The sequence below is a fragment of the Roseomonas sp. CECT 9278 genome (assembly GCF_918698155.1).
GTDB lineage: Bacteria > Pseudomonadota > Alphaproteobacteria > Acetobacterales > Acetobacteraceae > Neoroseomonas.
Genome location: NZ_CAKKLX010000031.1, coordinates 28,621 through 49,949 on the forward strand (window position 1 = coordinate 28,621; position 21,329 = coordinate 49,949).

Here is a 21,329-nt window from a genome sequence, read left to right on the forward strand (position 1 = left end):
ACGGCCCTCCGACGATCGGACGGCGGGGTCCCGTTACTCGGCCGCGGCGCGGCGGCCGCCATTGATGATCTGCCACATCTTGGCGGGCGTGGCGGGCATGTCCAGGCTTCGCACGCCATAGTCGCGCAGCGCATCCACCACGGCGTTGATGACGGCGGGCGGCGAGCCGATCGCGCCCACCTCCCCGCAGCCCTTCACGCCGAGCGGATTGTGGGTGCACAGCGTGGTGTGCGTGGCGACGGAGACCGGTGCCAGGTCGTCCGCGCGCGGCATGGTGTAGTCCATCATGGAGCCGGACAGCAGCTGGCCATCGGCGTCATAGACGCAGGTTTCCAGCAGCGCCTGGCCGATGCCCTGGGCGATGCCGCCCTGCACCTGGCCCTCCACGATCATCGGGTTGATGACGCGCCCGACATCGTCCACGGCCGTGAAGTTCACCATCGAGACCTTGCCGGTATCGGGGCAGATCTCGACTTCGGCGATGTGGCAGCCGCCGGGGTAGGTGAAGTTCTTGGGGTCGTAGAAGGCGGTTTCCTCGAGGCCCGGTTCCAGTTCCTCGATCGGGTAGTTGTGCGGGACGTAGGCGGCCACGCTGATGTCCACCAGCGCCTTGGTCTTGTCGGTGCCGGCCACACGGAAGGTGCCGCGGTCGAATTCGATGTCGTCGACATCGGCTTCCATCAGGTGGGCGGCGATGCGCTTGCCCTTGGCGATGATCTTGTCCATCGCCTTCATCATCGCGGAGCCGCCGACCGCCAGCGAGCGCGACCCGTAGGTGCCCATGCCGAAGGGCACCTTGGCGGTGTCGCCATGCACGATGTCCACCTGCGCGGTGGGCACGCCGAGCTTGTCGGCGACCAGCTGGGCGAAGGTGGTCTCGTGGCCCTGGCCGTGGCTATGCGCGCCGGTCAGCACGGTGACGGACCCCGTGGGGTGCACGCGGATGGTGCCCACTTCATACAGGCCGGCGCGGGCGCCGAGGCTGCCCACCACGGCCGATGGCGCGATGCCGCAGGCTTCGAGGTAGGTGGAGCAGCCGATGCCGCGCAGCTTGCCGCGCCTGGCCGCTTCCGCGCGGCGGGACTCGAAGCCGGCCCAGTCGGCCGCGGCCAAAGCCTGGTCCAGCGTGGCGGTGTAGTTGCCGGAATCGTACTGCAGCGCGACCGGCGTCTGGTAGGGGAAGGCGTCGTTCGGGATGAAGTTGCGCCGGCGCAGCTCGACGCGGTCGATGCCGGTCTCGGCGGCCGCCACGTCCATCAGGCGTTCCAGCAGGAAGGTCGCTTCCGGCCGGCCCGCGCCGCGATAGGCATCGACCGGCACGGTGTTGGTGAAGACCGCCTTCACCTCGCAGTAGATCACCGGCGTGGTGTAGGTGCCCGCCAGCAGCGTGGCGTACAGGTAGGTCGGCACGCAGGGCGCGAAGGTGGACAGGTAGGCGCCCATATTCGCGTGGGTATGCACCTTCAGGCCGAGGATCTTGCCGTTCGCATCGAGAGCCAGTTGGGCGTTCGAGATGTGGTCGCGCCCATGCGCGTCCGACATGAAGGATTCCGAACGGTCGGCGGTCCACTTCACCGGGCGGCCGAGCTTGCCGGCCGACCAGGTGACGATCGCTTCCTCGGCATAATGGTAGATCTTGGACCCGAAGCCGCCGCCGACATCCGGGGCCACCACGCGCAGCTTCGATTCCGGGATGTGCAGCACGTTCGCACCCATCAGCAGGCGGATGACGTGCGGATTCTGGCTGGTGGTGTGCAGCGTGTACTCGCCCGAATTCGGGTCGAATTCACCCAGCGCCGCGCGCGGTTCCATCGCGTTCGGGATCAGCCGGTTGTTGACCATGTCGAGCGAGACGATCTTGGCCGCCTGCGCGAAGGCCGCATCCAGCACCGCCTTGTCGCCGATATGCCAGTCGTAGCAGAGGTTGCCCGCCACATCGTCATGCACCGCCGGTGCGCCGGGCTTCACCGCCTCCAGCATGTTCACGGCCGCGGGCAGCACGTCGTAGGTCACGGCGATGGCTTCGGCCGCGTCGCGCGCCTGTTCGCGCGTGGCGGCGATGGCCACGGCCACCGGGTCCCCGACATGGCGGACCTTGCCCTGTGCGAGGACGGGGTGCGGCGGCTCCGCCATCGGCGAGCCGTCCTTGTTGTGGATCTGCCAGCCGCAGGGCAGGCCGCCGATATTGTCCTTCGCCATGTCGGCGCCGGTGAAGACCGCGACCACGCCGGGCATCGCGGCCGCCGCCGCGGTATCGACCGAGGTCAGCCGTGCATGAGCATGCGGGCTGCGCAGGATCCAGGCATGCAGCTGGCCCTGGCGATTGAAGTCATCGGTATAGGCGCCGCGGCCGCGCAGGAAACGGAAGTCTTCCTTGCGGCGCAGGCTGGCGCCGATGCCCTCGAAGGGTGCCACCACGTTCATGGTCGTCTCGCTCCCAATTTCTTATCTCGCCCGGGATTTGCCGGGCCGGTTCTTGGGGCGCGCGCGTGCGCCCGTGCGTGCGCGATGGCCTACTGCGCCGCGCTCGCGATCTCGGTGCGCTTGCCGTGCATCACGTCGGCGGCCGCGGCGATGGCGCGCACGATGTTGTGGTAGCCCGTGCAGCGGCACAGGTTGCCTTCCAGCCCCTCGCGGATCTGCTGTTCGGTGATGCCGTCCGGGTGCTTGTTCACCAGGTCGATCGCCGACATCACCATGCCAGGCGTGCAGAAGCCGCATTGCAGGGCGTGGTATTCGCGGAAGGCTTCCTGCATGGCGTGCAGCGTGCCGTCGGCAGCCGCCAGGCCCTCGATGGTGGTGACCTGCGCGCCATTCGCCATGACGGCGAGGGTGGTGCAGGACTTCACGCTCTCGCCGTTGATGTGCACCACGCAGGCGCCGCACTGGCTGGTGTCGCAGCCCACATGCGTGCCGGTCAGGCGCAGCTTCTCGCGCAGGAGCTCGACAAGCAGGGTGCGACCCTCGACCTCCGCCGTGTGGGTCTGGCCGTTCACGGTCAGCGTGACCTGCGGCATTGCGCGTCTCCCCAAGCTTGTGTCTGGATTTCGGGCATGTGGCGCCCGGGCGTGATGGCGCAAGCCTCGCCCTGCCGCCCCTGCTTCGTCAAGCGTCCGGCGAGGCGGTCCGCGCGTTGCGAACCGCTCTCAACGGCAGGATCAGTGATGCGCGATCACCGCCGCGCCGCGTGCGCCCGAGAGCGGGTTCTCGGAGGCCGGCCGGTCGTGCAGGTGGCAGGCCGCCCAATGGCCTTCCTCGGTCTGGCGCAGCACCGGTTCGTCCTGGCGGCAGCGGTCGAAGGCGTAGGGGCAGCGCGTGTGGAAGCGGCATCCCTTGGGCGGGTTGATCGGGGACGGCACGTCGCCGGTCAGGATGATGCGTTCACGCTGCGCGCCTGGTTCGGGCACCGGCACGGCGGAGAGCAGGGCTTCCGTGTAGGGGTGCTTGGGTGCCGCGAACAGCGCGCGCTTCGGCGCGACTTCCACGATCTTGCCGAGATACATCACCGCCACGCGGTGCGTCATGTGCTCGACGATCGCGAGGTCGTGGCTGATGAACAGCATCGCCAGCCCCAGTTCCTTCTGCAGGTCCTGCAGCAGGTTCACGATCTGCGCCTTCACCGAGACGTCAAGCGCGCTCACGGCCTCGTCGCAGATGATCAGGTCCGGGTCGGCGGCGAGCGCGCGCGCGATGCAGATGCGCTGGCGCTGCCCGCCCGAGAATTCATGCGGCCAGCGCCCGACCGCGTCGCGCGGCAGGCGCACGCGGTCCATCAGTTCGGCCACCTTGCGCTCGATGTCGGCGGCGTCCTTGGCGAGGCCGAAGTTGCGGATCGGTTCGGCCAGGATGTCGCGCACGCGCATGCGCGGGTTGAGGCTGCTGAAGGGGTCCTGGAAGACCACCTGCATCCGCCGGCGCATGGGCCGCAGCGTGCCGGCCGCCATGTCGTCGATGCGCGTGCCGTCCAGGATCACCTGGCCGGAGGTGAGCGGAAACAGCCGCAGGATGGCCTTGCCGACGGTGGATTTCCCGCAGCCGGATTCACCCACCAGCGACAGCGTCTCGCCCTTGTTGATGGAGAAGGACACGCCATCCACCGCGAAGACGGACCCGGTGCGCCCGCCGAAGAAGCCGCCATGGATCGGAAAATGCTTCTTGAGGTCGTTGACCTCGAGGATTGGGGTGCTCATGCGGCAACGGCGTCCTTGATGGCGTAGTGGCAGGCCGCGATGTGGCCCGGCGCCTTCTCTTCCAGCCCGGGGGCGACCGTCCGGCACAGGTCGGTGGCGTAGGCGCAGCGCGAGGCAAACACGCAGCCATCGAGCTTGCGCTTGAGGCTCGGCACCAGGCCCGGGATCTCCTGCAAGCGCGTCTCGGTGCCGGTCAGCGACGAACCGAGCTTGGGCATCGAGCCCAGCAGCCCCTGGGTGTAGGGATGGCGCGGGTTGCGGAACAGGCGGCCGACCTCGGCTTCCTCGACCTTGCGGCCGGCGTACATGACGATGACGCGCTCGGCCACTTCCGCCACCACGCCCAGGTCGTGGGTGATGATGACGATGGCCGCCCCCACGGTGCGCTTGAGGTCGCGCATCAGGTCAAGGATCTGCGCCTGGATGGTGACATCCAGCGCCGTGGTCGGTTCGTCCGCGATCAGGAGCTTCGGATTGCACGCCAGAGCTATGGCGATCATCACCCGCTGGCGCATGCCGCCCGAGAGCTGATGCGGGTATTCGCGCACGCGACGCTTGGCTTCCGGGATGCCGACCAGGTCCAGCATCTCGACCGCGCGGGCCTCGGCGGCCTGGGCGGAGAGACCCTGGTGCAGGCGCAGCGTCTCGCCGATCTGCCGGCCCACGGTCAGCACCGGGTTCAGGCTGGTCATGGGTTCCTGGAAGATCATGCTGATCTCGTTGCCGCGGATGGCGCGCATCTCGCGGTCCGAGCATTTCAGCAGGTCGCGCCCTTCGAAGCGGATCGCGCCGGCGATCTTGCCGGGTGGCTCGGGGATCAGCCGCAGGATCGACATGGCGGTGACCGACTTGCCGCAGCCGGATTCACCCACGATGGCGACGGTCTCGCGCGCCTCGACCTGGAAGTTCAGGCCATCGACGGCGCGGTTGACGCCATCGACGCCGCGGAAATGCGTCTGGAGGTTTTCGACTTCGAGCAGCGCCACCGCATCAGATCCTTTTCGCCATGCGCGGGTCGAGCGTGTCGCGCAGGCCATCGCCGAGCATGTTCACCGCCAGCACCGTGATCGACAGGAAGATCGCCGGGAAGAAGACGATGTAGGGCTTCACCTGCCACAGGGCCCGGCCCTCGGCCATGATGTTCCCCCAGGACGGGATGATCGGCGGCGTGCCGGCGCCGATGAAGGACAGGATGGATTCCGTGATCATCGCGGCCGCGCAGATGAAGGTGGCCTGCACGGTCATGGGCGCGATGGTATTGGGCAGGATGTGCCGCCAGATGATCACCGGCGTACGCGTGCCCGCCGCCACCGCGGCATCGACATAGGGCTGTTCGCGCAAGGACAGCACCACGCCGCGCACCAGGCGCGACACACGCGGCACTTCCGCGATGGTGATGGCGAGGATGACGTTGCCGACCGACCCGCGCGTCAGCGCCATCAGCGCGATCGCCAGCAGGATCGGCGGGATCGACATCATGCCGTCCATCACGCGCATGACGATGCTGTCCGCCCAGCGCACGAAACCTGAGACCAGGCCAATGGTCAGTCCGATCACCGAGGCGCAGATCGCGACCGAGAAGCCCACGATGAGCGACACGCGCGCGCCGTAGATCACGCGCGAATAGACATCGCGCCCCAGCATGTCGGTGCCGAACCAGTATTGCGCCGAGGGTTCGCGCGTGCGCCGCGCCGGCGCCAGCGCCGTCGGGTCCGCATAGGTCAGCAGCGGCGCGAAGATCGCCATCAGCACCATCAGCAGCACGATGGTGCCACCGACCGCGATGGTCGGGTTGCGGTACAGGAAGCCCCAGAAGCCGCTGCGCGCCTTCACCGGTGGCATGATGTCGCCCATCGGCGCCGCGACGGCGACATTCGCCGCCGTGACGCCAGCCGGGCTGAGGACGGATGCGGAGGCCATCAGTAGCGGATCCTCGGGTCGAACAATGTGTAGAGAATGTCGATGAACAGGTTCACCAGCACGTAGGTGAAGGAGAACAGCAGCACCACGCCCTGGATGACCGGGTAGTCGCGCCGCAGGATGGCATCGACCGTCAGGCGCCCCAGGCCCGGGATGGCGAAGACGCTCTCGGTCACCACCGCGCCGCCGATCAGCAGCGCGATGCCGATGCCGATGACGGTGACGATCGGCACGGCCGCGTTCTTCAGCGCATGCAGGAACAGGATGGAACGCTGCCCCGCCCCCTTCGCGCGCGCGGTGCGGATGTAGTCCTGCTGCAGCACTTCCAGCATCGATGCGCGGGTGATGCGGGCGATCAGCGCGATATAGACCGACCCAAGTGCTATGGCCGGCAGGATCAGGTTCTCGATCCAGGGGAAGAAGCCGTTGGCGAAGGGCGTGTAGCCCTGCACCGGCAGCCATTCGAGTTCCAGCGCGAAGATATAGGCCAGCAGGTAGCCCACCACGAAGACCGGCACCGAGAAGCCCAGCACCGCGAAAGCCATCACCAGCTTGTCGATGAAGGTGCCCACGCGCGCCGCGGCGATGACGCCCATCGGCACCGCGATCGAGACCGCGAGGATCAGCGTGACCACCATCAGCGACAGCGTCGGTTCCAGCCGCTGCTTGATCATCAGCGACACCGGCAGGTTGGTGAAGATCGACACGCCGAGGTCACCGCGCAGGATGTCGAAGACCCAGGCCCCGAACCGCACCAGATAGGGGCGGTCGAGGCCGAGGGACGCGCGGATGCGCTCGACATCCTCGGGCGTGGCCTGGTCACCCGCGATCACCGCCGCCGGGTCGCCCGGCGCGATGTACAGAAGGGAGAAGACGAACAGCGCCACCACCGCCATCACGGGGATGGTGGCGAGCACGCGTCGGACGATATAGGCGAACATGATCGCGGATTACCTGTCGGTTGGTCAGGACTTCGAGACGCCCCAGAAGAACGGGATCGGCGCGCCGACCACGCCGGTGACGTTGCGCCGCCAGGCCTGGTAGGTCTTGTAGAAGCCGGTGGGCACGTAGGTGACGTGGTTCATCGCGGCGGTGTTCATCTCGGCCACCGCGGCCTTCTCGGCATCGAGGTTCGGCGCGTCGAACCACTTGTCGCGCGCGGCTTCCACCGCCCGGTCGGACGGCCAGCCGAACCACGCGCCATCGCCATGCGTGCGCAGCGCGAGGTAGGAGGACGGGTTCACGCAATCCGCCCCGGCATGCCAGGTGTGGAAGATGTGCCAGCCGCCCTGCCCCGGCGGCGTCTTGACCGCGCGGCGCTGGCCGACCGTGCCCCAATCGGTCGCGACGAAATCGACCCGCATGCCCAGCGAAACCAGCAGCGCGTTGGTCACCTCGCCCATCGCCTTCAGCGGCGCCTGGTCCTGGCCGACCAGCACCGTGATGGGCTGGCCGTTGTAGCCCGATTCCGCCAGCAGGCGCTTCGCGGCATCGAGGTTGCGCGGACCCTTCAGGATGTCGCCGCCGGCTTCCGTGTACAGCGGCGTGCCCGGCGTGAAGAAGGACGGCAGCGTCTGCCACAGGCTGCGGTCGTCGCCCACCACCGCCTGCATGTAGTCGGTCTGGCTGAGCGCCATGGCGACCGCACGACGCGCGCGCACGTCGTTGAACGGCGCATGCAGGTGGTTCATGCGGAAGGAGCCGATATTGCCGAGCGGGTCGGCGATGTCGACCATGATGTTGCGGTTGCGGCGCAGCTGCGGAATGAGGTCGGTGAGAGGCGTCTCCCACCAGTCGATCTCGTTGTTCTGCAGCGCGGCCGAGGCGGTGGCCGGATCGGGCATGATGATCCACTCGATGCGGTCGACCATGATGCGCTTGCCGCCGGCCAGCCAGGATGACGGCTCCTGGCGCGGCACGTAGCCGTCGAACTTCTCGAACACCGCCTTGGCGCCGGGCACCCATTCGTTGCGCACCAGGCGCATCGGGCCGGAGCCGATGAACTCGCTCACCTGCTGGAACGGATCGGTGCGCGCGATGCGTTCGGGCATGATGAAGGCCATCGGCGTGTTGTTCTTGCCGAGGGCGACCAGCATCTTCGGGTAGGGCGACTTCAGGCGCCAGCGGAAGGTGGTGTCGTCCACCGCGCTCACCGGTTCCTCCTGGATCGCGCGGATCATCTGGCCCATGCCATCGCGCACCGCCCAGCGGTTCAGGCTGGCGGCGACGTCGCGCGCGCGGACCGGCTCGCCGTCATGGAAGCGCAGGCCGGCGCGCAGCTTGAAGGTCCAGGTCTTGCCGTCGGCGGAGACTTCCTCGCTGTCGACCATCTGGCGCTGCGGCACCAGGTTGGCGTCGAAGCCATACAGCGTGTCCCACACCATGCAGGCGGCGTTGCGCACGACATACTGCGTGCCCCAGATCGGGTCGAAATTCGCGAGGTTCGCCTGCGGCACGAAGCGCAGCGTGCGCGCGGCGGCCCCCTGCGACAGCGCGGGCGCCGAGACGCCGCTGGTCGCGGCCACGCCGGCGCCAGCCTTGAGGAACGTCCTGCGGTCCATTCACCGTCTCCCTGTTGTCCCTGGGCGGAGCCTTGCCTGCCCGGTTGGCGATCACATTGCATCAAACATGGGCGTGTCGCCAGCACCCCCGCCGGCGGTTGCGCCAGCGGGCCGTGCCCGCGCCCGGGCGCCCGGCACAGCGCAGCACGCGCCGTGCCACGCCTCGCTCAGCGACGGTTTGAGAATGCGCCGAGCGGCGCATTCTGCAGCCCGGCACCGGCCCTCTCGCCCACCCGGCCACCCATCCAGGATACTGTCGTTGGGTGGCCGGGTGGGGCAGAGGGCCGGTGCCGGCATTCTCAAACGGTCTCTCAGGTCTTGCCGATGTTCCAGAACACCGTCGCCGGCGCGCGGAAGGCGCCGGTCACGTTGCGCCGCCAGGCCGAGGGCTGCCAGTAGTAGCCGAGCGGGATGTAGTACATCGACTGCATCGCCTCGCGGTTCAGCGCCTCGGCGATGCGGCGGCTTTCACCGGCATCGCCGCCCTTCTCGACCCATTCGGCGCGCAGGCGCTCGACCTCCGGCACGTCGGGCCAGCCGAACCAGGCCTGTGCCGCATTGGCGCGCAGGAACAGGTGGAAAACGGGCAGCGCAAGCGACTGCCCGGAGGAGGTCGTGTGGATGATCGACCAGCCGCCGCGCTCGACCGGTTCGCGCGAGGTGCGCCGCTGCACCAGCGTGCCCCAGTCGGCCGAGATGAGTTCGAGGTTCATCCCCAGCCGCCGCAGGATATCGGCGGTGACCAGCGACAGCGCGTTGATCTGCGGGTAGTCGCCCGGCGCGATCAGCACCACCTTCTCGCCATTGTAGCCGGCGGCCGCGAGTGCGGCCTTCGCGCGTTCGATGTTGCGGACCTTCAGCGCATCCGAACCGACATCGTTGGCGAGCGGCGTGTCGCAGGTGAACACGCCTTCGCACACGCTCCAGCCGGCCGGATCGTCACCGGCGACCGAGCGCAGATAGTCGCGCTGGTCCACCGCCATGGCGACGGCACGGCGGATGGCGGGATTGTTGAAGGGCGGCTGCAGCGTGTTGAACCGCGCGATGCCGTAGGTGCCGTCCTGCAGGCGCTGTTCCACCACCACGTTGCGGTTGCGCCGGAGCATCGGCAGCAGATCGTGCAGCGGGTATTCCCAGTAGTCCTGCTCGCCCTGCGCGATGGCGTTCGCGCTGGTGGCGGGGTCGGTGATGATGGTCCATTCGACCTTGTCGATGCGCGGCACGCGCCCGCCGGCCAGGCCGTCCACCGCTTCGTCGCGCGGCACGTAGCGGTCGTTCTTCGCCCAGGCGGCGCGCTGGCCGGGGTTCCATTCATCGGCCAGGAAGCGGAAGGGGCCGGAGCCGATGGTGTCGCGGATCTGCGTGAAGGCATCGGTGCGCGCGATGCGCTCGGGCATCACGAAGCAGGGGAACTGGGTTTGGCCCAGCGCCATGATCAGCAGCGGCGTGGGGCGATGCAGGCGGAAGCGGAAGCGGGTGTCGTCGATCGCCTCGATCGCCGCGACATTGGCCGACAGCACCTGCATGAAGGGGTCGCGCCGGCGCCAGCGCTCGATGGAGGCGACGCAGTCCTTGGCCAGCACGCGTTCGCCGTCGTGGAACATCAGGCCGGGGCGCAGCGTGAAGGTCCAGGTGAGCTGGTCCTGGCTGACGTCCCAGCCCTGCGCCATCTGGGGCTTCACTTCGCCCTTGGCATCCGTGGCGCAGATCTGGTCGTAGATCATGAAGGCGTTGTTGCGGGTGACCACCGCGGTGGTCCAGACCGGATCCAGGCTGGTGAGGTTGGCCTGCGGGATGACGCGCAGCGTGCGCGCCGCGGCGCCCTGCGACAGCGCGGGGGCGTTCACGCCGGCGGCGGCGATGCCCGCGCCGGCGCCCAGGAAGGTCCTGCGTTCCATGCTGCTTCTCCCGCTCACGTCCGCCGCAGGTTCCAGAACAGCGCGAGGCCAGGCACGCGCCCGGTCAGGTTGCGCTTGATGGCCGTCATGGACAGGTAGGCGCCGACCGGCACGTAGGGCAATTCGTCCATCGCGACGGTCTGCATCTCGCGCGCCAGGCGTTGTTCGGTGGCGAGGTCGGGGGCGTCGAACCAGGCGTCGCGCAGTTCCTCGATGCGCGGCGCCGAGGGCCAGCCGAACCACGCCTGCGGGCCATTGCCGCGCAGCGGGAAATGCGCCGCCGGGTCGGCGAAATCCACCGAGGAGAAGGCGGTGAACAGCATCGACCAGCCGCCGCGCTCCACCGGCTCGCGCGAGGTGCGCCGCTGCACCGTGGTGCCCCAGTCGGTCAGCACGATGTCGGCGTTGAAGCCCAGGCGGCGCACCAGGTCGGCACCCACCTGCGTCATCGCCGAGGGGGCCAGGATGTCGGTCGGGCCGATCAGGCGCATCGGCTGGTTGGTGTAGCCGGCCTCGCGCATCAGCGCCTTCGCGCGGTCGACGCTGCGCGGGCCGGTCAGCGGGCCGAGGCCGGCATCGTTCGCCAGCGGCGTGCCCGGCGTGAACATGCCGACACCGGTGCGGTAGATGGCCGGGTCGGTGCCGACCACCGCCTGCATGAAATCCTCCTGCGCGATGGCGGGCAGGATGGCCTGGCGCAGACGCTTGTCGTTGAAGGGTGCGTGCAGGTGGTTGAAGCGCAGGATGCCGGTGAGTGGCAGCGGGTCGATCGCCTCGATAGCGATGGCGCGGTTGCGGCGCAGCAGCTGCTGGATCTCCGGCGGCGGCTGCTCGTACCAGTCGATCTCGCCGGTCTGGAGCGCGGCGGCGGCGGTCGCGGCATCGACGATGATGTTCCATTCGACGCGGTCGAAATGCGCGACCTTGGGGCCGGCGGTCAGGCTCGGCGTGCCGGAGGCGACCGGCACGTAGTCGGCGAAGCGTTCGTACACCACCAGCGAGCCGGAATTGTATTCGTCGGCCTTGAAGCGGAAGGGGCCGGAGCCGATCGCCTCGCGCACCTGCTGGAAGGGGTCGGTGCGCGCCAGGCGCTCGGGCATGATGAAGGCCGGGCTGTTGGAGACCTGGCCCAGCGCCTTGAACAGCAGCGGGAAGGGCCGCTTCAGCTTGAAGCGCAGGCGGCGGTCATCGACCACCTCCAGCGCATCGACCACGGTCTCGAGCTTCTGGCCGAACGGATTGCGCTTCATCCAGCGCGTGATGGAAGGCACCACGTCCTGCGCGCGCACGGGTTCGCCGTCGTGGAACTTCAGCCCCGGGCGCAGGGTGATGGTGACGGTCCTGCCGCCATCGTCGAGCACATGACCCTCGGCCATCTGCGGCTGCGGGGCGAAGTTGGCGTCCAGCCCGTACAGGCTGTCGTAGATCATGTGCCCGTGGTTGCGGGTGATGTTCGCGGTGGTCCAGATCGGGTCGAGGCTGGTGAGGTTCGCCTGCGGCACCATCTTGAGCACGCGGGTGGCGGGCGCCTGGGCGGTGGCGATGCGCGGCAATGCGCCCACGGCTCCCGCAGCCGCGGTGCCCCGCAGCAGGTCACGACGATTCATGGTGGTCTCCCAGCCTTCAGAAGCCGCCATCTGAACAGCCGAAGCCGCGAACGGCAAGCCGCATGCCCCACGCCGCCCCACAAGGCCCTCCCTTGCGGATCGTGCTGCTGCACGATCCGGGAGCGCAAGGCGCGACCGCGCCCGACCCGCCAGCCGCGCCGGGTGCGTCAGTCCATGGCGCCCAGGCAAGCCGGCCGGATGGCCGGGGCCCGCCGCCTGAGGGCGCACAAAAAGCCCAGCGGGGCTTCAGCCCCGCTGGATGTTCCAGAACACCGGCAGGCCCTTCAGCATGCCCGACAGCCCGCGCCGATAGGCGGTCGCCTGGAAGTACTGGCCCAGCGGCAGGTAGGGCGCCTCGCGCAGCGCCTCGGCCTGCAGCTCGCGCGCGATGCGCTGCTCGGCCTCGAGGTTCGGCGCATCGAACCACTGGCTTCGCAGCTCCTCCATCTTCGCCATGGTCGGCCAGCCGAACCAGGCGCGGTCCCCGGTGCCGCGCAGCGCCTGGTTCACCCCGGGGTTCATCATGTCGAGCCCGGTCCAGAAGGTGAAGAACATCGACCAGCCGCCGCGCTCGGGCGGCTCGCGCCGGGCGCGGCGCTGCACCAGCGCGGACCATTCGGCGGACACCAGCTCGACCTCCAGGCCGACGCGCTGCAGTGTCTCGGCACCGACCCGCGCCAGCGCCGCGAGCGTGGGGAAATCGGTGGCGGCGAGCAGCACCACCTTCTCCCCGCCATAGCCGGCTTCCGAGAGTTCGCGCTTCACGCGATCGGGGTCGCGCGCCGAGGTCAGCGCCGCCAGCCCCGCATCATTCGCCAGCGGCGTGCCGGGCGGGAAGATGCCGATGTCGTCGCGCCACAGGCTGCGATCCGCGCCGACCACCGCGGCCATGAAGGCATCCTGGTCGATCGCGCCCAGCAGGGCGCGGCGGATCGCGGGCTTGTCGAAGGGCGGGTGCAGCGCGTTGAAGCGCGCCATGCCGATGAAGCCGACCGGGTCGGGCACCTCCAGCACCACGCCGCGGTTGCGCCGCAGCGTGGCCTGCGTCTCGGCCAACGGGTTCTCCCACCAATCGACGTCGCCATTGCCCAGCGCCGTCGCCGCGCTGGCGGCGTCCGGCATCACGTGCCATTCGACGCGGTCGAAATGCACGCGCTTGGGGCCCGCGGTCCAGCTCGGGATGCCCTCGGCGCGCGGCACGTAGTCGGCGAAGCGGTCATAGACCACGCGGGTGCCGGGGATGCGTTCGCGGAAGCGGAAGGGGCCGGAGCCGATGATCTCGGCGACGGGGCGCGCCGGGTCGGTGGCGGCCAGGCGCTCGGGCATGATGAAGCAGACCGGCGCGGAGGGCTTGGCCAGCGCCGCGAACAATTGCGGGAAGGGCCGCGACAGGCGGAACAGGATGGTGCCGTCGTCGGGGGCCGAGAGGTCCTCGGTGCGCGCCATCAGCACTTGGCCGAGCGGGTCGCGCGCCGCCCAGCGGCGGATCGATGCCACGCAATCCGCGCCGCGCACCGGCGTGCCGTCGTGGAACTTCAGGCCTTCGCGCAGGCGGATGGTGACGTGCCGGCCGTCCTGCGCGACCTGGTGGCCCTCGGCCATCTGGGGATCGGGCTGGTAGTCCTGGTTGAATCCGTACAGCGTGTCCCACACCGCATAGCCGTGGTAGCGCGCGACATTGGCGGTGGTGACGATGGGGTCGAGCACCGCCAGGTCGGATTGCGGGACGAATTTCAGCACGCGCGCCGCGCCGGTGGTGCCCTGCCCCAGCGCGGGGCGCGCCAGCGTGAGGGCCGCGGCGGCGAGGAGGTGGCGTCGCTGCATCGTGGGGTTCCGCATCGCGGCCGCAGTCTCCATCAGATCGGCCGGCGCCGCGCAAGAGGCGGCGGGCGTCACGGCCATCAGGGTTGCGGCATGAGGCCGCGCCTCATGCCGAGCGCCCGAATGGGCGCCGCCGGGAGTCCGGCGAAGCCCAGGGCCGCGGATGCGGCCCGCCCGGCGTTCGAGGGCGTGCCAAAACACGAACCCATCGGGCGCCGCGGGCGGAGGATGGGTTCACCCGCGCCGCACGTTCCAGAACAGCGGCGGCTGGCCCTTCAACATGCCCGTGAGGTTCCGCCGGAAGGCGGTGGGCTGGTAGTACATGCCGGTGGGCACGTAGGGCACTTCGTCGAAGGCGATGCGCTGCATCTCGGTCGTCGCGGCCTTGGCGGCGGCGTCGTCCGGGGCGTCGAACCAGGCATTGCGCTGGGTCTCCAGCGCCGGGATGGTCGGCCAGCCGGCCCAGGCATTGTCGCCATGGCCGCGGATCGAGGCGTGGCTGGCGGGGTTCCAGTGGTCGACGCCACTCCAGAAGGTGAAGAAGCCGGACCAGCCGCCCTGTTCGAGTGGGTTCTTGCTGGCGCGGCGCGCCACCAGCGTGCCCCAGTCGGTGCTGACCAGGTCGACGTTGAAGCCCATGCGGCGGAACAGGTCCGCCCCCACCAGGGACGCCGCGTTGATCGAGGCGAGGTCGGTCGCGTTCAGCAGCACCAGCTTGGCACCCATCGCGCCGGCGGCCTGCAATTCGGCGCGCGCGGCGTCGATCGACTTCTTCAGCCGGTCGAGTCCGACCGTCGAGGCGGAGGGCGATTCGGGCGCGAAATACCCGATCCCCTCGCGCTTGAGGTTGGCATAGCCCGGCGCGGTGGCGTCGCCGATCACCGCGGTCATGAAGTCGATCTGGTTGATCGCGGTGATGACGGTGCGGCGCACGGCGGGGTTGTTGAACGGCGCGGTCAGGTGGTTGGGGCGGAAGATGCCGATCAGCCCGGTGGCGTTGATGACATCCACGCCGATGGCGCGGTTACGCGCCACCAGCGGCAGCAGGTCGGCGGTGGGCTGCTCCCACCAGTCGATCTCGCCCGATTGCAGCGCCGCGGCGGCGGTCGAGGCATCGGGGATGATCTTCCATTCCACGCGGTCGAAATGCGCGACCTTGGGGCCCGCGGTCATCGACGGCGTGCCATTGGGCACCGGCACGTAGTCGGCATTGCGGACATAGGCCAGCGACGAACCGGGCACCCATTCATTCTGCACGAAGCGGAAGGGGCCGGAGCCCACGGCCTCGGTGATGTTGGTGAAGGGGTCCACGTTCGCCAGGCGCTCGGGCATGATGAACAGGCAGGATGTCGTGACCTTGCTGAAGGCCTCGATCATCTTGGGGAAGGCGCGGTTCAGGCGGATCGAGAAGACGCGGTCGCTGTCCTCGGTCATGTCGGCGACGCGGGCCATCAGTTCCTGGCCGAAGGCGTCGCGGCGGCCCCAGCGCCTGATGGAGGCGACGCAGTCGCGCCCGCGCACCGGCGTGCCGTCGTGGAACTTCAGCCCCTCGCGCAGGGTGAAGCGCCAGAGCAGGCCGTTATTCTCGGTCACATGGCCCTGGACCATCTGCGGCACGGGTTCGAACTTGTCGTTCATGCCATAGAGCTGGTCGTAGACCAGGAAGGCGTGGTCGCGCGCGATGAAGGCGGTGTTGGTGAACGGGTCGATGTTCGGGATATTGGCGTGCGGCACGTAGCGCAGCGTGCGGGCCGCGGCCGGCTGGGCGATGGCGAAGCGCGGGAGCGTGGCGGCGGTGGCGCCGGCCGCGGCGCCGGCCAGCAGGTCGCGTCGGAACATGCGGGGTGTCTCTCTCGGAAGGGTGAAGCCGGGGCGACCTTAGCCGGCGGCGGGCGGGCGATCCAGCGCGGCCCGATGGCCCGCCGCGCACGGGTGGGCAAGCCGGCGCGGGCGCCGTAAAGGGCGGGCATGAGCGACATCCCGCTGATCGGCCCGCTGCTGACGCGCCTGCTGGGCCCCTCGCGCGCGCGCCTGGCGCAGGAATTCCTGCGCTTCGGCGTGGTCGGCACGGCCGGCTTCGTGGTCGATACCGCGGTGCTGTACGGCGCGCTGGCGCTGGGCGCGGGGCTCTATGGCGGGCGGGCGCTGTCCTATGTCACGGCGGCGACCACGACCTGGCTGCTCAACCGGGTATGGACCTTCCGCGACCGCGCCGGCGGCCAGGCGGTGCACCGGCAATGGGCGCTGTTCGTGGTGGTGAACCTTGGCGGCTTCGTCCTGAACTACGGCACCTACGCCATCCTGGTGGCCTTCGTGCCGATGGTCGCGGCGCACCCGGTGCTGGGGGTGGCGGCCGGGTCGATCGCCGGGATGTTCAGCAATTTCGTGCTGTCGCGGCAGCTGGTGTTCCGCCCAGCGCCGGACCGCTGACGCTCCATCACCGCGCCCGCATCATCCCCAGCAGCGCCACGAAGAAGGCCCCGAAGGCCAGCTGCAGCCCGAGCAGCATGGCGGTGACCGAGGCGATCGACAGCCGCATCGCCGCCGTGCCGTGCAGTTCGCCGAAGCGCTCCCCGCCCCAGATCGCCACCGTCGTGACGCCAAGCCCCAGGCCGCCCAGCACCAGAAGCCCGGCAACCACCAGGGCGGGTTCCAGGCCGAAGCGCGAGAGCGCCGCGGTCAGGCCCTTGGCCTCCGGCACCACCCCCTGCTGGGCGCCGTAGATCCGGGAGAAGACCCAGAACTGCACGGCCTGGAAGCCCATCACGGTGGCCCCGGCGGCATAGAGCAGCGTGTGGACATCGAAGGTCACGCCGGCCAGGCGCGCCGGGCCGGGCAGCAGCACGGCCATCGCCGCCAGCCCCGCGAGGAACAGCGCCGCGCCGGGATACAGGAACAGCCAGCGCGGGCAGAACACCAGCAGGAATCGCAGATGCCGCCAGCCATCGCGCCAGGACCGCAGGTGTGGCGGGCGCGACCGCCCATCGGGCGACAGGGTGGTCGGCACCTCGGTGATCCGCAGCCCGTTGACCGTGGCCTTCACCACCATCTCGGAGGCGAATTCCATCCCCGGGGCGCGCAGGTCGAGCGCCAGCATCGCGTCGCGGTCGAAGCCGCGCAGGCCGCAATGGAAGTCCTTCACCGGGCTGTGGAAGAACAGCCGCCCGATGGTCGAGAGCACCGGATTGCCCAGGTAGCGATGCAGCGGCGGCATGGCACCCGGCTTGATGCCGCCGCGGAAGCGGTTGCCCATGACCAGCTCGTAGCCTTCCCGCAGCCTGGCCACGAAGGGGTCGAGCGCGGTGAAGTCGTAGGAATCATCGCTGTCGCCCATGATGACGAAGCGGCCGCGCGCGGCGGCGATGCCGGCGATCAGGGCGGCGCCGTAGCCGCGCTCGGCCACCGGGACGACGCGCGCGCCCAGGGACCGGGCGATCTCCTGGCTACCGTCGGTGCTGCCATTGTCGGCCACCAGGACCTCGCCCACGATGCCGCTCCGGACCAGGTAGCCCATCGCCTTGCGCACGCAGGTGCCGAGCGTCTCGGCCTCGTTCAGGCAGGGCATCAGGATGGTGAGTTCGAGCGGCGCGGCGCCCTCGGCGGCTCCCGCCCGGATCGGTTCGGCGCTGTCCATCGGCCTGTCCGGCGCTCCCGTCGCGCGCGACCTGGGGCCGCGCGACCTCAATAAGGTCATATTGATACTGGGTGTGATATGGTGTCGAAGATCAGTCCGCCATGGTGTCTCGCCCCGAAACGGGGCGGGAGAAGGGCAGGCTGGGCGCACAGGCGCGTGACCGGGACCGGGCCCGGCCGCCCGAACGGCAGGTGAAGGCGGCATGAGGCAGTCAACGGCGGACCGGCATGGCCACTGACCCACGGGTCCTGCTGGGCGAGACCCCGGCGGCATCGACGCCGCTGGCGCGCGCCGTCGCCGCGTGCCGCGCCCAGTTCCTTGCCGTCGGCGTGTTCTCCGGCGTGGTCAACGTGCTGCAACTGACCGTCTCGCTGTACATGATGCAGGTGTTCGACCGCGTGCTGTCGACGCGCAACCTGAACACGCTGCTGTACCTGACCTTGATCGCCATGGTCGCGCTGGCGCTGATGGCGCTGCTGGAAGGGGCGCGGTCGCGCATCATGCAGCGCATCGGCTCCTGGATGGAGGAGAAGGTCGCGCCCGAGGGCTTCGCCCGCGCCGTGGAGAGCCAGCTGCGCGGCCGCGCCTACCGCATGGAGGCGCTGCGCGACCTGGGCGTGGTGCGCGGCTTCCTCGGTTCGCCCGGCGCGCTGGCGCTGTACGACGTGCCGTGGGTGCCGGCCTACCTGTTCGTGATCTTTTTGTTGCATCCGATGCTCGGCTGGGTGTCGCTGATCGGCGCGGCGCTGCTGCTGGGGCTGACCATCTTCAACGAACTGGCCACCTCGAAGTTGCTGCGGGAGGCCAATACCGCCGCCATGGGCAGCCAGCGGCGCGCGGAATCGATCGTCCGCAATGCCGAGGTGATCGACAGCATGGGCATGTTGCCGGCGGTGATGGCCCGCTGGCAGAAGGGCGTGGCCGAGATGTCGGGCCCGATGAACCAGGCGATGGACCGCGCCGCGCCGCTGCTCGCCATCACCAAGTTCTTCCGGCTGGCGATCCAGGCCGCCATCCTGGGCATCGGCGCCTACCTGGTGCTGGAACAGCAGCTGACCGCGGGGGCCTCGATCGCGGCGTCCATCATCATGGGGCGCGCGCTGGCACCGGTCGAACAGATGATCGGCGGCTGGAAGCAGCTGGTGCAGTCGCGGCAGTCGTGGAAGCGGCTGCAGGCCTTCCTGGTGCTGCCGCGCATGCGCCCGCCGGGCATCGCCCTGCCCGAACCCACCGGGCGCCTGACGGTCGAACGCGTCACCTACGGCTTCCCGGGCACCAACGTGGCGGTGGTGAAGGGCGTGGCCTTCGCGCTCGAAGCCGGCGAGAGCCTCGCGATCATCGGCCCGTCGGCGGCCGGCAAGACCACGCTGATCCGGCTGCTGACCGGCACGCTGGCGCCGGCATCCGGCGCCGTGCGGCTCGATGGCGGTGACGTGCATACCTGGCAGCGCGAGGATTTCGGCCGCCATGTCGGCTACCTGCCGCAGGATGTCGAATTGTTCGACGGCACCGTGCTCGAGAACATCTCCCGCATGGCGCAGGCCCCGGCCGAGGCCGTGTTCGACGCCGCGAAGCTGGCCGGCTGCCACGAGATGATCCTGCGCCTGCCCAAGGGCTACGAGACCGAGATCGGCGAGGGCGGCGCGCATCTGTCCGGCGGCCAGCGCCAGCAGATCGGCCTGGCCCGCGCCATGTTCGGCAACCCCAAGCTGCTGGTGCTGGACGAACCCAATTCCAACCTGGATGGCGATGCGGAATCCGCCCTGCTGCGGGCGCTGCACGACCTCAAGCGCCAGGGCACCACGGTGGTGCTGGTCTCCCACCGCCCGGTGCTGGTGCAGGGGGTCGAGAAAGTGCTGCTGATGCGCGACGGCGCGGTCGAGATGTTCGGCCCGCGGGCCGAGGTGCTCAAGAAGATCATGAAGCCGGCCACGCCGATCGCCGCCCCCGCGCCGCGCATCGAGGGCCGCGAGGCCCAGGCATGAGCGATCCCGTCCCCGTCCCGCAGCCGGCCGCCCCGCAGGAGGTGGTGCCGCGCCGCCTGCCGCCGGTCACCCTGACCCTGCCCGAGGTCCCTGTCCCGGCGGCGCGCCCGCGCACGCGCGGCACGGTGCTGTTCGGCTTCGCCGCGATCGGCATGTTCTTCGGCGCCTTCGCCGCCTGGTCCGCCCTTGCCCCGCTGTCGGAAGCCGCCATCGCGCCGGGCATGATCAAGGTCGAGGGCACGCGCCGCACCATCCAGCACCTGGAGGGCGGCATCGTGCGCGAGATCCTGGTGCGCGACGGCGAACGCGTGCATGCCGGCCAGGTGCTGGTGCGCCTGGACGACATCCGCGCCGGCGCCGACTTCGAGACGCTGCGCTCGCAACGCTGGTCGTTCATGGCGCAGGATGCGCGCCTGACCGCCGAGCTCGCCGGCGCCGACACCATCACCTTCCCGCCTGCCCTGCTGGACGCCGCGGAGCCCCGCGCGCAGGACGCCATCATGGGCCAGCGCGCGGTGTTCGAGGCGCGTCGCGCCAGCCTGATGGCGCAGGTCTCGGTGCAGGAGGCGCGGATCGGCCAGCAGGATGCGATCACCGCCGGCGCCACCGGGCAGCTGCGCGCCCAGCGCCAGCAGCTCGAACTGATCCGCCGCGAGGAGGAGATGACCCGATCGCTGGTGCAGCAGGGCCTGCAGCGCCTGCCCACGCTGCTGGCGCTGCAGCGCACCGCCGCGGCGCTGGAAGGCCAGGGGGACGACCTGCAGGGCCAGCTGGACCGCGCGACCCAGGTGGTGGCCGAGGCGCGCAACACGATCGGCGCCATCATCGGCCAGCGCCGCCAGGAGGTCGCGGCCGAGCAGCGCGAGCTGCGGACCCGCCTCGCCGAGGTCGAGGAACGCCTGCGCGCCGCGCAGGATATCGCGGTGCGCCGCGACATCGTCGCCCCGGAGGACGGCACCATCCTGAACCTGCGGCTGTTCAACGTGGGTGCGGTGGTGCGCCCGGGCGACCCGGTGATGGACCTGCTGCCGGCGCAGGACCGCCTGGTGGCCGAGGTGAACATCCAGCCCAACGACATCGACATCGTGCATGTCGGCCTGCAGGCCGAGGTCCGCCTGCCCGGCTTCAAGCAGCGCCTGGTGCCCTACCTGCACGGGCATGTCACCTTCGTCGCGCAGGACGTCACGGTGGATGAGCGCACGCGCATGACCTATTACCGCGCGCATGTGCTGATCGACCAGGACCAGCTGGCGCGCCTCGATGGCGTGAACCTGGTGCCGGGCATGCCGGTCGAGGCGATGATCATCATCGGCGAACGCAGCTTCCTGCGCTACATCACCCAGCCGGTGCGCGACAGCTTCACGCGCGCCTTCCGCGAGCAATAGACCAGGGATTGACCGACATGGCCGACAACCGCCCCACCGTCTTCTGCGACGGCGTCGTCGAGGCACAGGTGGCGCACGGCGTTGCGCGCATCACGCTGGCGGTGACCGGCAATGACGGCAAGGCATCGCCCTGCGCGACGCTGTGCGTGCCCGTCACGCAGCTGCCCGCGCTGGTGAACGGCATGGGCAACCTGCTGAAGCAGATCGAGGAACGGGTGCGCGCGCAGATCGCGCAGCAGCAGGCCGGGCAGCCGGCGGCGGCGGAGCCCGCGGCGCCGGCCGATGGCCCGGCCGGGGCCTTCCGCTTCCAGAACTGAGGCACCGCGGC

16 protein-coding genes are annotated in these 21,329 nt (G+C 69.7%); 4 read left to right on the forward strand and 12 right to left on the reverse strand.

Annotation, left to right across the window (positions count from 1 at the left end; translation table 11 throughout):
- Positions 1-33 precede the first annotated feature (33 nt).
- From LQ222_RS18190 to LQ222_RS18240, 11 genes are all read right to left on the reverse strand, one after another.
- A complete protein-coding gene (locus LQ222_RS18190) occupies positions 34-2,424 on the reverse strand; it encodes a xanthine dehydrogenase family protein molybdopterin-binding subunit (protein ID WP_230168259.1) in 2,391 nt (796 codons plus the stop codon).
- A gap of 89 nt (positions 2,425-2,513) precedes the next feature.
- The gene (locus LQ222_RS18195; protein WP_230168260.1) at positions 2,514-3,017 is read right to left on the reverse strand and encodes a (2Fe-2S)-binding protein; all 504 of its coding nucleotides are present in this window, start codon (positions 3,015-3,017) and stop codon (positions 2,514-2,516) included.
- Positions 3,018-3,158: 141 nt separating this feature from the next.
- Complete coding sequence (locus LQ222_RS18200) at positions 3,159-4,190, reverse strand: ABC transporter ATP-binding protein (protein ID WP_230168261.1); 1,032 nt, start codon at positions 4,188-4,190, stop codon at positions 3,159-3,161.
- Positions 4,187-5,176: an ABC transporter ATP-binding protein gene (locus LQ222_RS18205; RefSeq protein ID WP_305800024.1), complete on the reverse strand. Its 990-nt coding sequence runs from the start codon at positions 5,174-5,176 to the stop codon at positions 4,187-4,189. The genes LQ222_RS18200 and LQ222_RS18205 overlap by 4 nt, the downstream gene beginning before the upstream one ends.
- A 4-nt stretch (positions 5,177-5,180) precedes the next feature.
- A complete protein-coding gene (locus tag LQ222_RS18210) occupies positions 5,181-6,044 on the reverse strand; it encodes an ABC transporter permease (protein WP_408906406.1) in 864 nt (287 codons plus the stop codon).
- 65 nt (positions 6,045-6,109) lie between these two features.
- Positions 6,110-7,051 carry an ABC transporter permease gene (locus LQ222_RS18215; RefSeq protein WP_230168264.1) on the reverse strand — a complete coding sequence of 314 codons (942 nt, stop codon included), beginning with the start codon at positions 7,049-7,051 and terminating at the stop codon, positions 6,110-6,112.
- 24 nt (positions 7,052-7,075) lie between these two features.
- Positions 7,076-8,671: an ABC transporter substrate-binding protein gene (locus tag LQ222_RS18220; RefSeq protein ID WP_230168265.1), complete on the reverse strand. Its 1,596-nt coding sequence runs from the start codon at positions 8,669-8,671 to the stop codon at positions 7,076-7,078.
- Positions 8,672-8,982: 311 nt separating this feature from the next.
- Positions 8,983-10,569 carry an ABC transporter substrate-binding protein gene (locus LQ222_RS18225; protein WP_230168266.1) on the reverse strand — a complete coding sequence of 529 codons (1,587 nt, stop codon included), beginning with the start codon at positions 10,567-10,569 and terminating at the stop codon, positions 8,983-8,985.
- Positions 10,570-10,583: 14 nt separating this feature from the next.
- On the reverse strand, positions 10,584-12,176 hold the full coding sequence (locus tag LQ222_RS18230) for an ABC transporter substrate-binding protein (RefSeq protein WP_230168267.1): 1,593 nt from the start codon (positions 12,174-12,176) through the stop codon (positions 10,584-10,586).
- Positions 12,177-12,422: 246 nt separating this feature from the next.
- Positions 12,423-14,000, reverse strand: coding sequence for an ABC transporter substrate-binding protein (locus LQ222_RS18235; protein WP_230168268.1), 1,578 nt, complete (start codon positions 13,998-14,000; stop codon positions 12,423-12,425).
- Between the two features lie 231 nt (positions 14,001-14,231).
- Positions 14,232-15,836 carry an ABC transporter substrate-binding protein gene (locus LQ222_RS18240; protein WP_230168269.1) on the reverse strand — a complete coding sequence of 535 codons (1,605 nt, stop codon included), beginning with the start codon at positions 15,834-15,836 and terminating at the stop codon, positions 14,232-14,234.
- A 129-nt stretch (positions 15,837-15,965) separates the two neighbouring features.
- Between LQ222_RS18240 and LQ222_RS18245 the strand changes: the two genes are divergently transcribed.
- Positions 15,966-16,427: a GtrA family protein gene (locus LQ222_RS18245; RefSeq protein WP_230168270.1), complete on the forward strand. Its 462-nt coding sequence runs from the start codon at positions 15,966-15,968 to the stop codon at positions 16,425-16,427.
- 7 nt (positions 16,428-16,434) lie between these two features.
- Here the strand turns inward: LQ222_RS18245 and LQ222_RS18250 are convergent, their stop codons facing one another.
- Positions 16,435-17,631: a glycosyltransferase family 2 protein gene (locus tag LQ222_RS18250; RefSeq protein ID WP_230168271.1), complete on the reverse strand. Its 1,197-nt coding sequence runs from the start codon at positions 17,629-17,631 to the stop codon at positions 16,435-16,437.
- 227 nt (positions 17,632-17,858) lie between these two features.
- Here LQ222_RS18250 and LQ222_RS18255 point away from each other — a divergent pair, with 227 nt between their 5' ends.
- Genes LQ222_RS18255 through LQ222_RS18265 form a run of 3 tightly spaced genes read left to right on the forward strand, consistent with a single transcriptional unit; the run spans position 17,859 to position 21,318 of the window.
- Positions 17,859-19,616, forward strand: a complete 1,758-nt coding sequence (locus LQ222_RS18255) for a type I secretion system permease/ATPase (protein WP_230168272.1) — start codon at positions 17,859-17,861, stop codon at positions 19,614-19,616.
- The gene (locus LQ222_RS18260) at positions 19,613-21,001 is read left to right on the forward strand and encodes an HlyD family type I secretion periplasmic adaptor subunit (protein WP_230168273.1); all 1,389 of its coding nucleotides are present in this window, start codon (positions 19,613-19,615) and stop codon (positions 20,999-21,001) included. The genes LQ222_RS18255 and LQ222_RS18260 overlap by 4 nt, the downstream gene beginning before the upstream one ends.
- A gap of 17 nt (positions 21,002-21,018) precedes the next feature.
- Positions 21,019-21,318, forward strand: coding sequence for a hypothetical protein (locus LQ222_RS18265; RefSeq protein ID WP_230168274.1), 300 nt, complete (start codon positions 21,019-21,021; stop codon positions 21,316-21,318).
- The last annotated feature ends 11 nt before the right edge of the window (positions 21,319-21,329 follow it).

Bases quoted from the DNA above. Each gene is read 5' to 3' on its own strand.
- LQ222_RS18255 (WP_230168272.1), top strand. From the start codon at position 17,859: ATGGCCACTGACCCACGGGTCCTGCTGGGCGAGACCCCGGCGGCATCG.
- LQ222_RS18225 (WP_230168266.1), bottom strand. From the start codon at position 10,569: ATGGAACGCAGGACCTTCCTGGGCGCCGGCGCGGGCATCGCCGCCGCC.
- LQ222_RS18235 (WP_230168268.1), bottom strand. From the start codon at position 14,000: ATGCAGCGACGCCACCTCCTCGCCGCCGCGGCCCTCACGCTGGCGCGC.
- LQ222_RS18240 (WP_230168269.1), bottom strand. From the start codon at position 15,836: ATGTTCCGACGCGACCTGCTGGCCGGCGCCGCGGCCGGCGCCACCGCC.
- LQ222_RS18190 (WP_230168259.1), bottom strand. From the start codon at position 2,424: ATGAACGTGGTGGCACCCTTCGAGGGCATCGGCGCCAGCCTGCGCCGC.
- LQ222_RS18210 (WP_408906406.1), bottom strand. From the start codon at position 6,044: ATGGGCGACATCATGCCACCGGTGAAGGCGCGCAGCGGCTTCTGGGGC.
- LQ222_RS18215 (WP_230168264.1), bottom strand. From the start codon at position 7,051: ATGTTCGCCTATATCGTCCGACGCGTGCTCGCCACCATCCCCGTGATG.
- LQ222_RS18260 (WP_230168273.1), top strand. From the start codon at position 19,613: ATGAGCGATCCCGTCCCCGTCCCGCAGCCGGCCGCCCCGCAGGAGGTG.
- LQ222_RS18250 (WP_230168271.1), bottom strand. From the start codon at position 17,631: ATGGACAGCGCCGAACCGATCCGGGCGGGAGCCGCCGAGGGCGCCGCG.
- LQ222_RS18200 (WP_230168261.1), bottom strand. From the start codon at position 4,190: ATGAGCACCCCAATCCTCGAGGTCAACGACCTCAAGAAGCATTTTCCG.
- LQ222_RS18195 (WP_230168260.1), bottom strand. From the start codon at position 3,017: ATGCCGCAGGTCACGCTGACCGTGAACGGCCAGACCCACACGGCGGAG.
- LQ222_RS18265 (WP_230168274.1), top strand. From the start codon at position 21,019: ATGGCCGACAACCGCCCCACCGTCTTCTGCGACGGCGTCGTCGAGGCA.
- LQ222_RS18245 (WP_230168270.1), top strand. From the start codon at position 15,966: ATGAGCGACATCCCGCTGATCGGCCCGCTGCTGACGCGCCTGCTGGGC.
- LQ222_RS18220 (WP_230168265.1), bottom strand. From the start codon at position 8,671: ATGGACCGCAGGACGTTCCTCAAGGCTGGCGCCGGCGTGGCCGCGACC.
- LQ222_RS18230 (WP_230168267.1), bottom strand. From the start codon at position 12,176: ATGAATCGTCGTGACCTGCTGCGGGGCACCGCGGCTGCGGGAGCCGTG.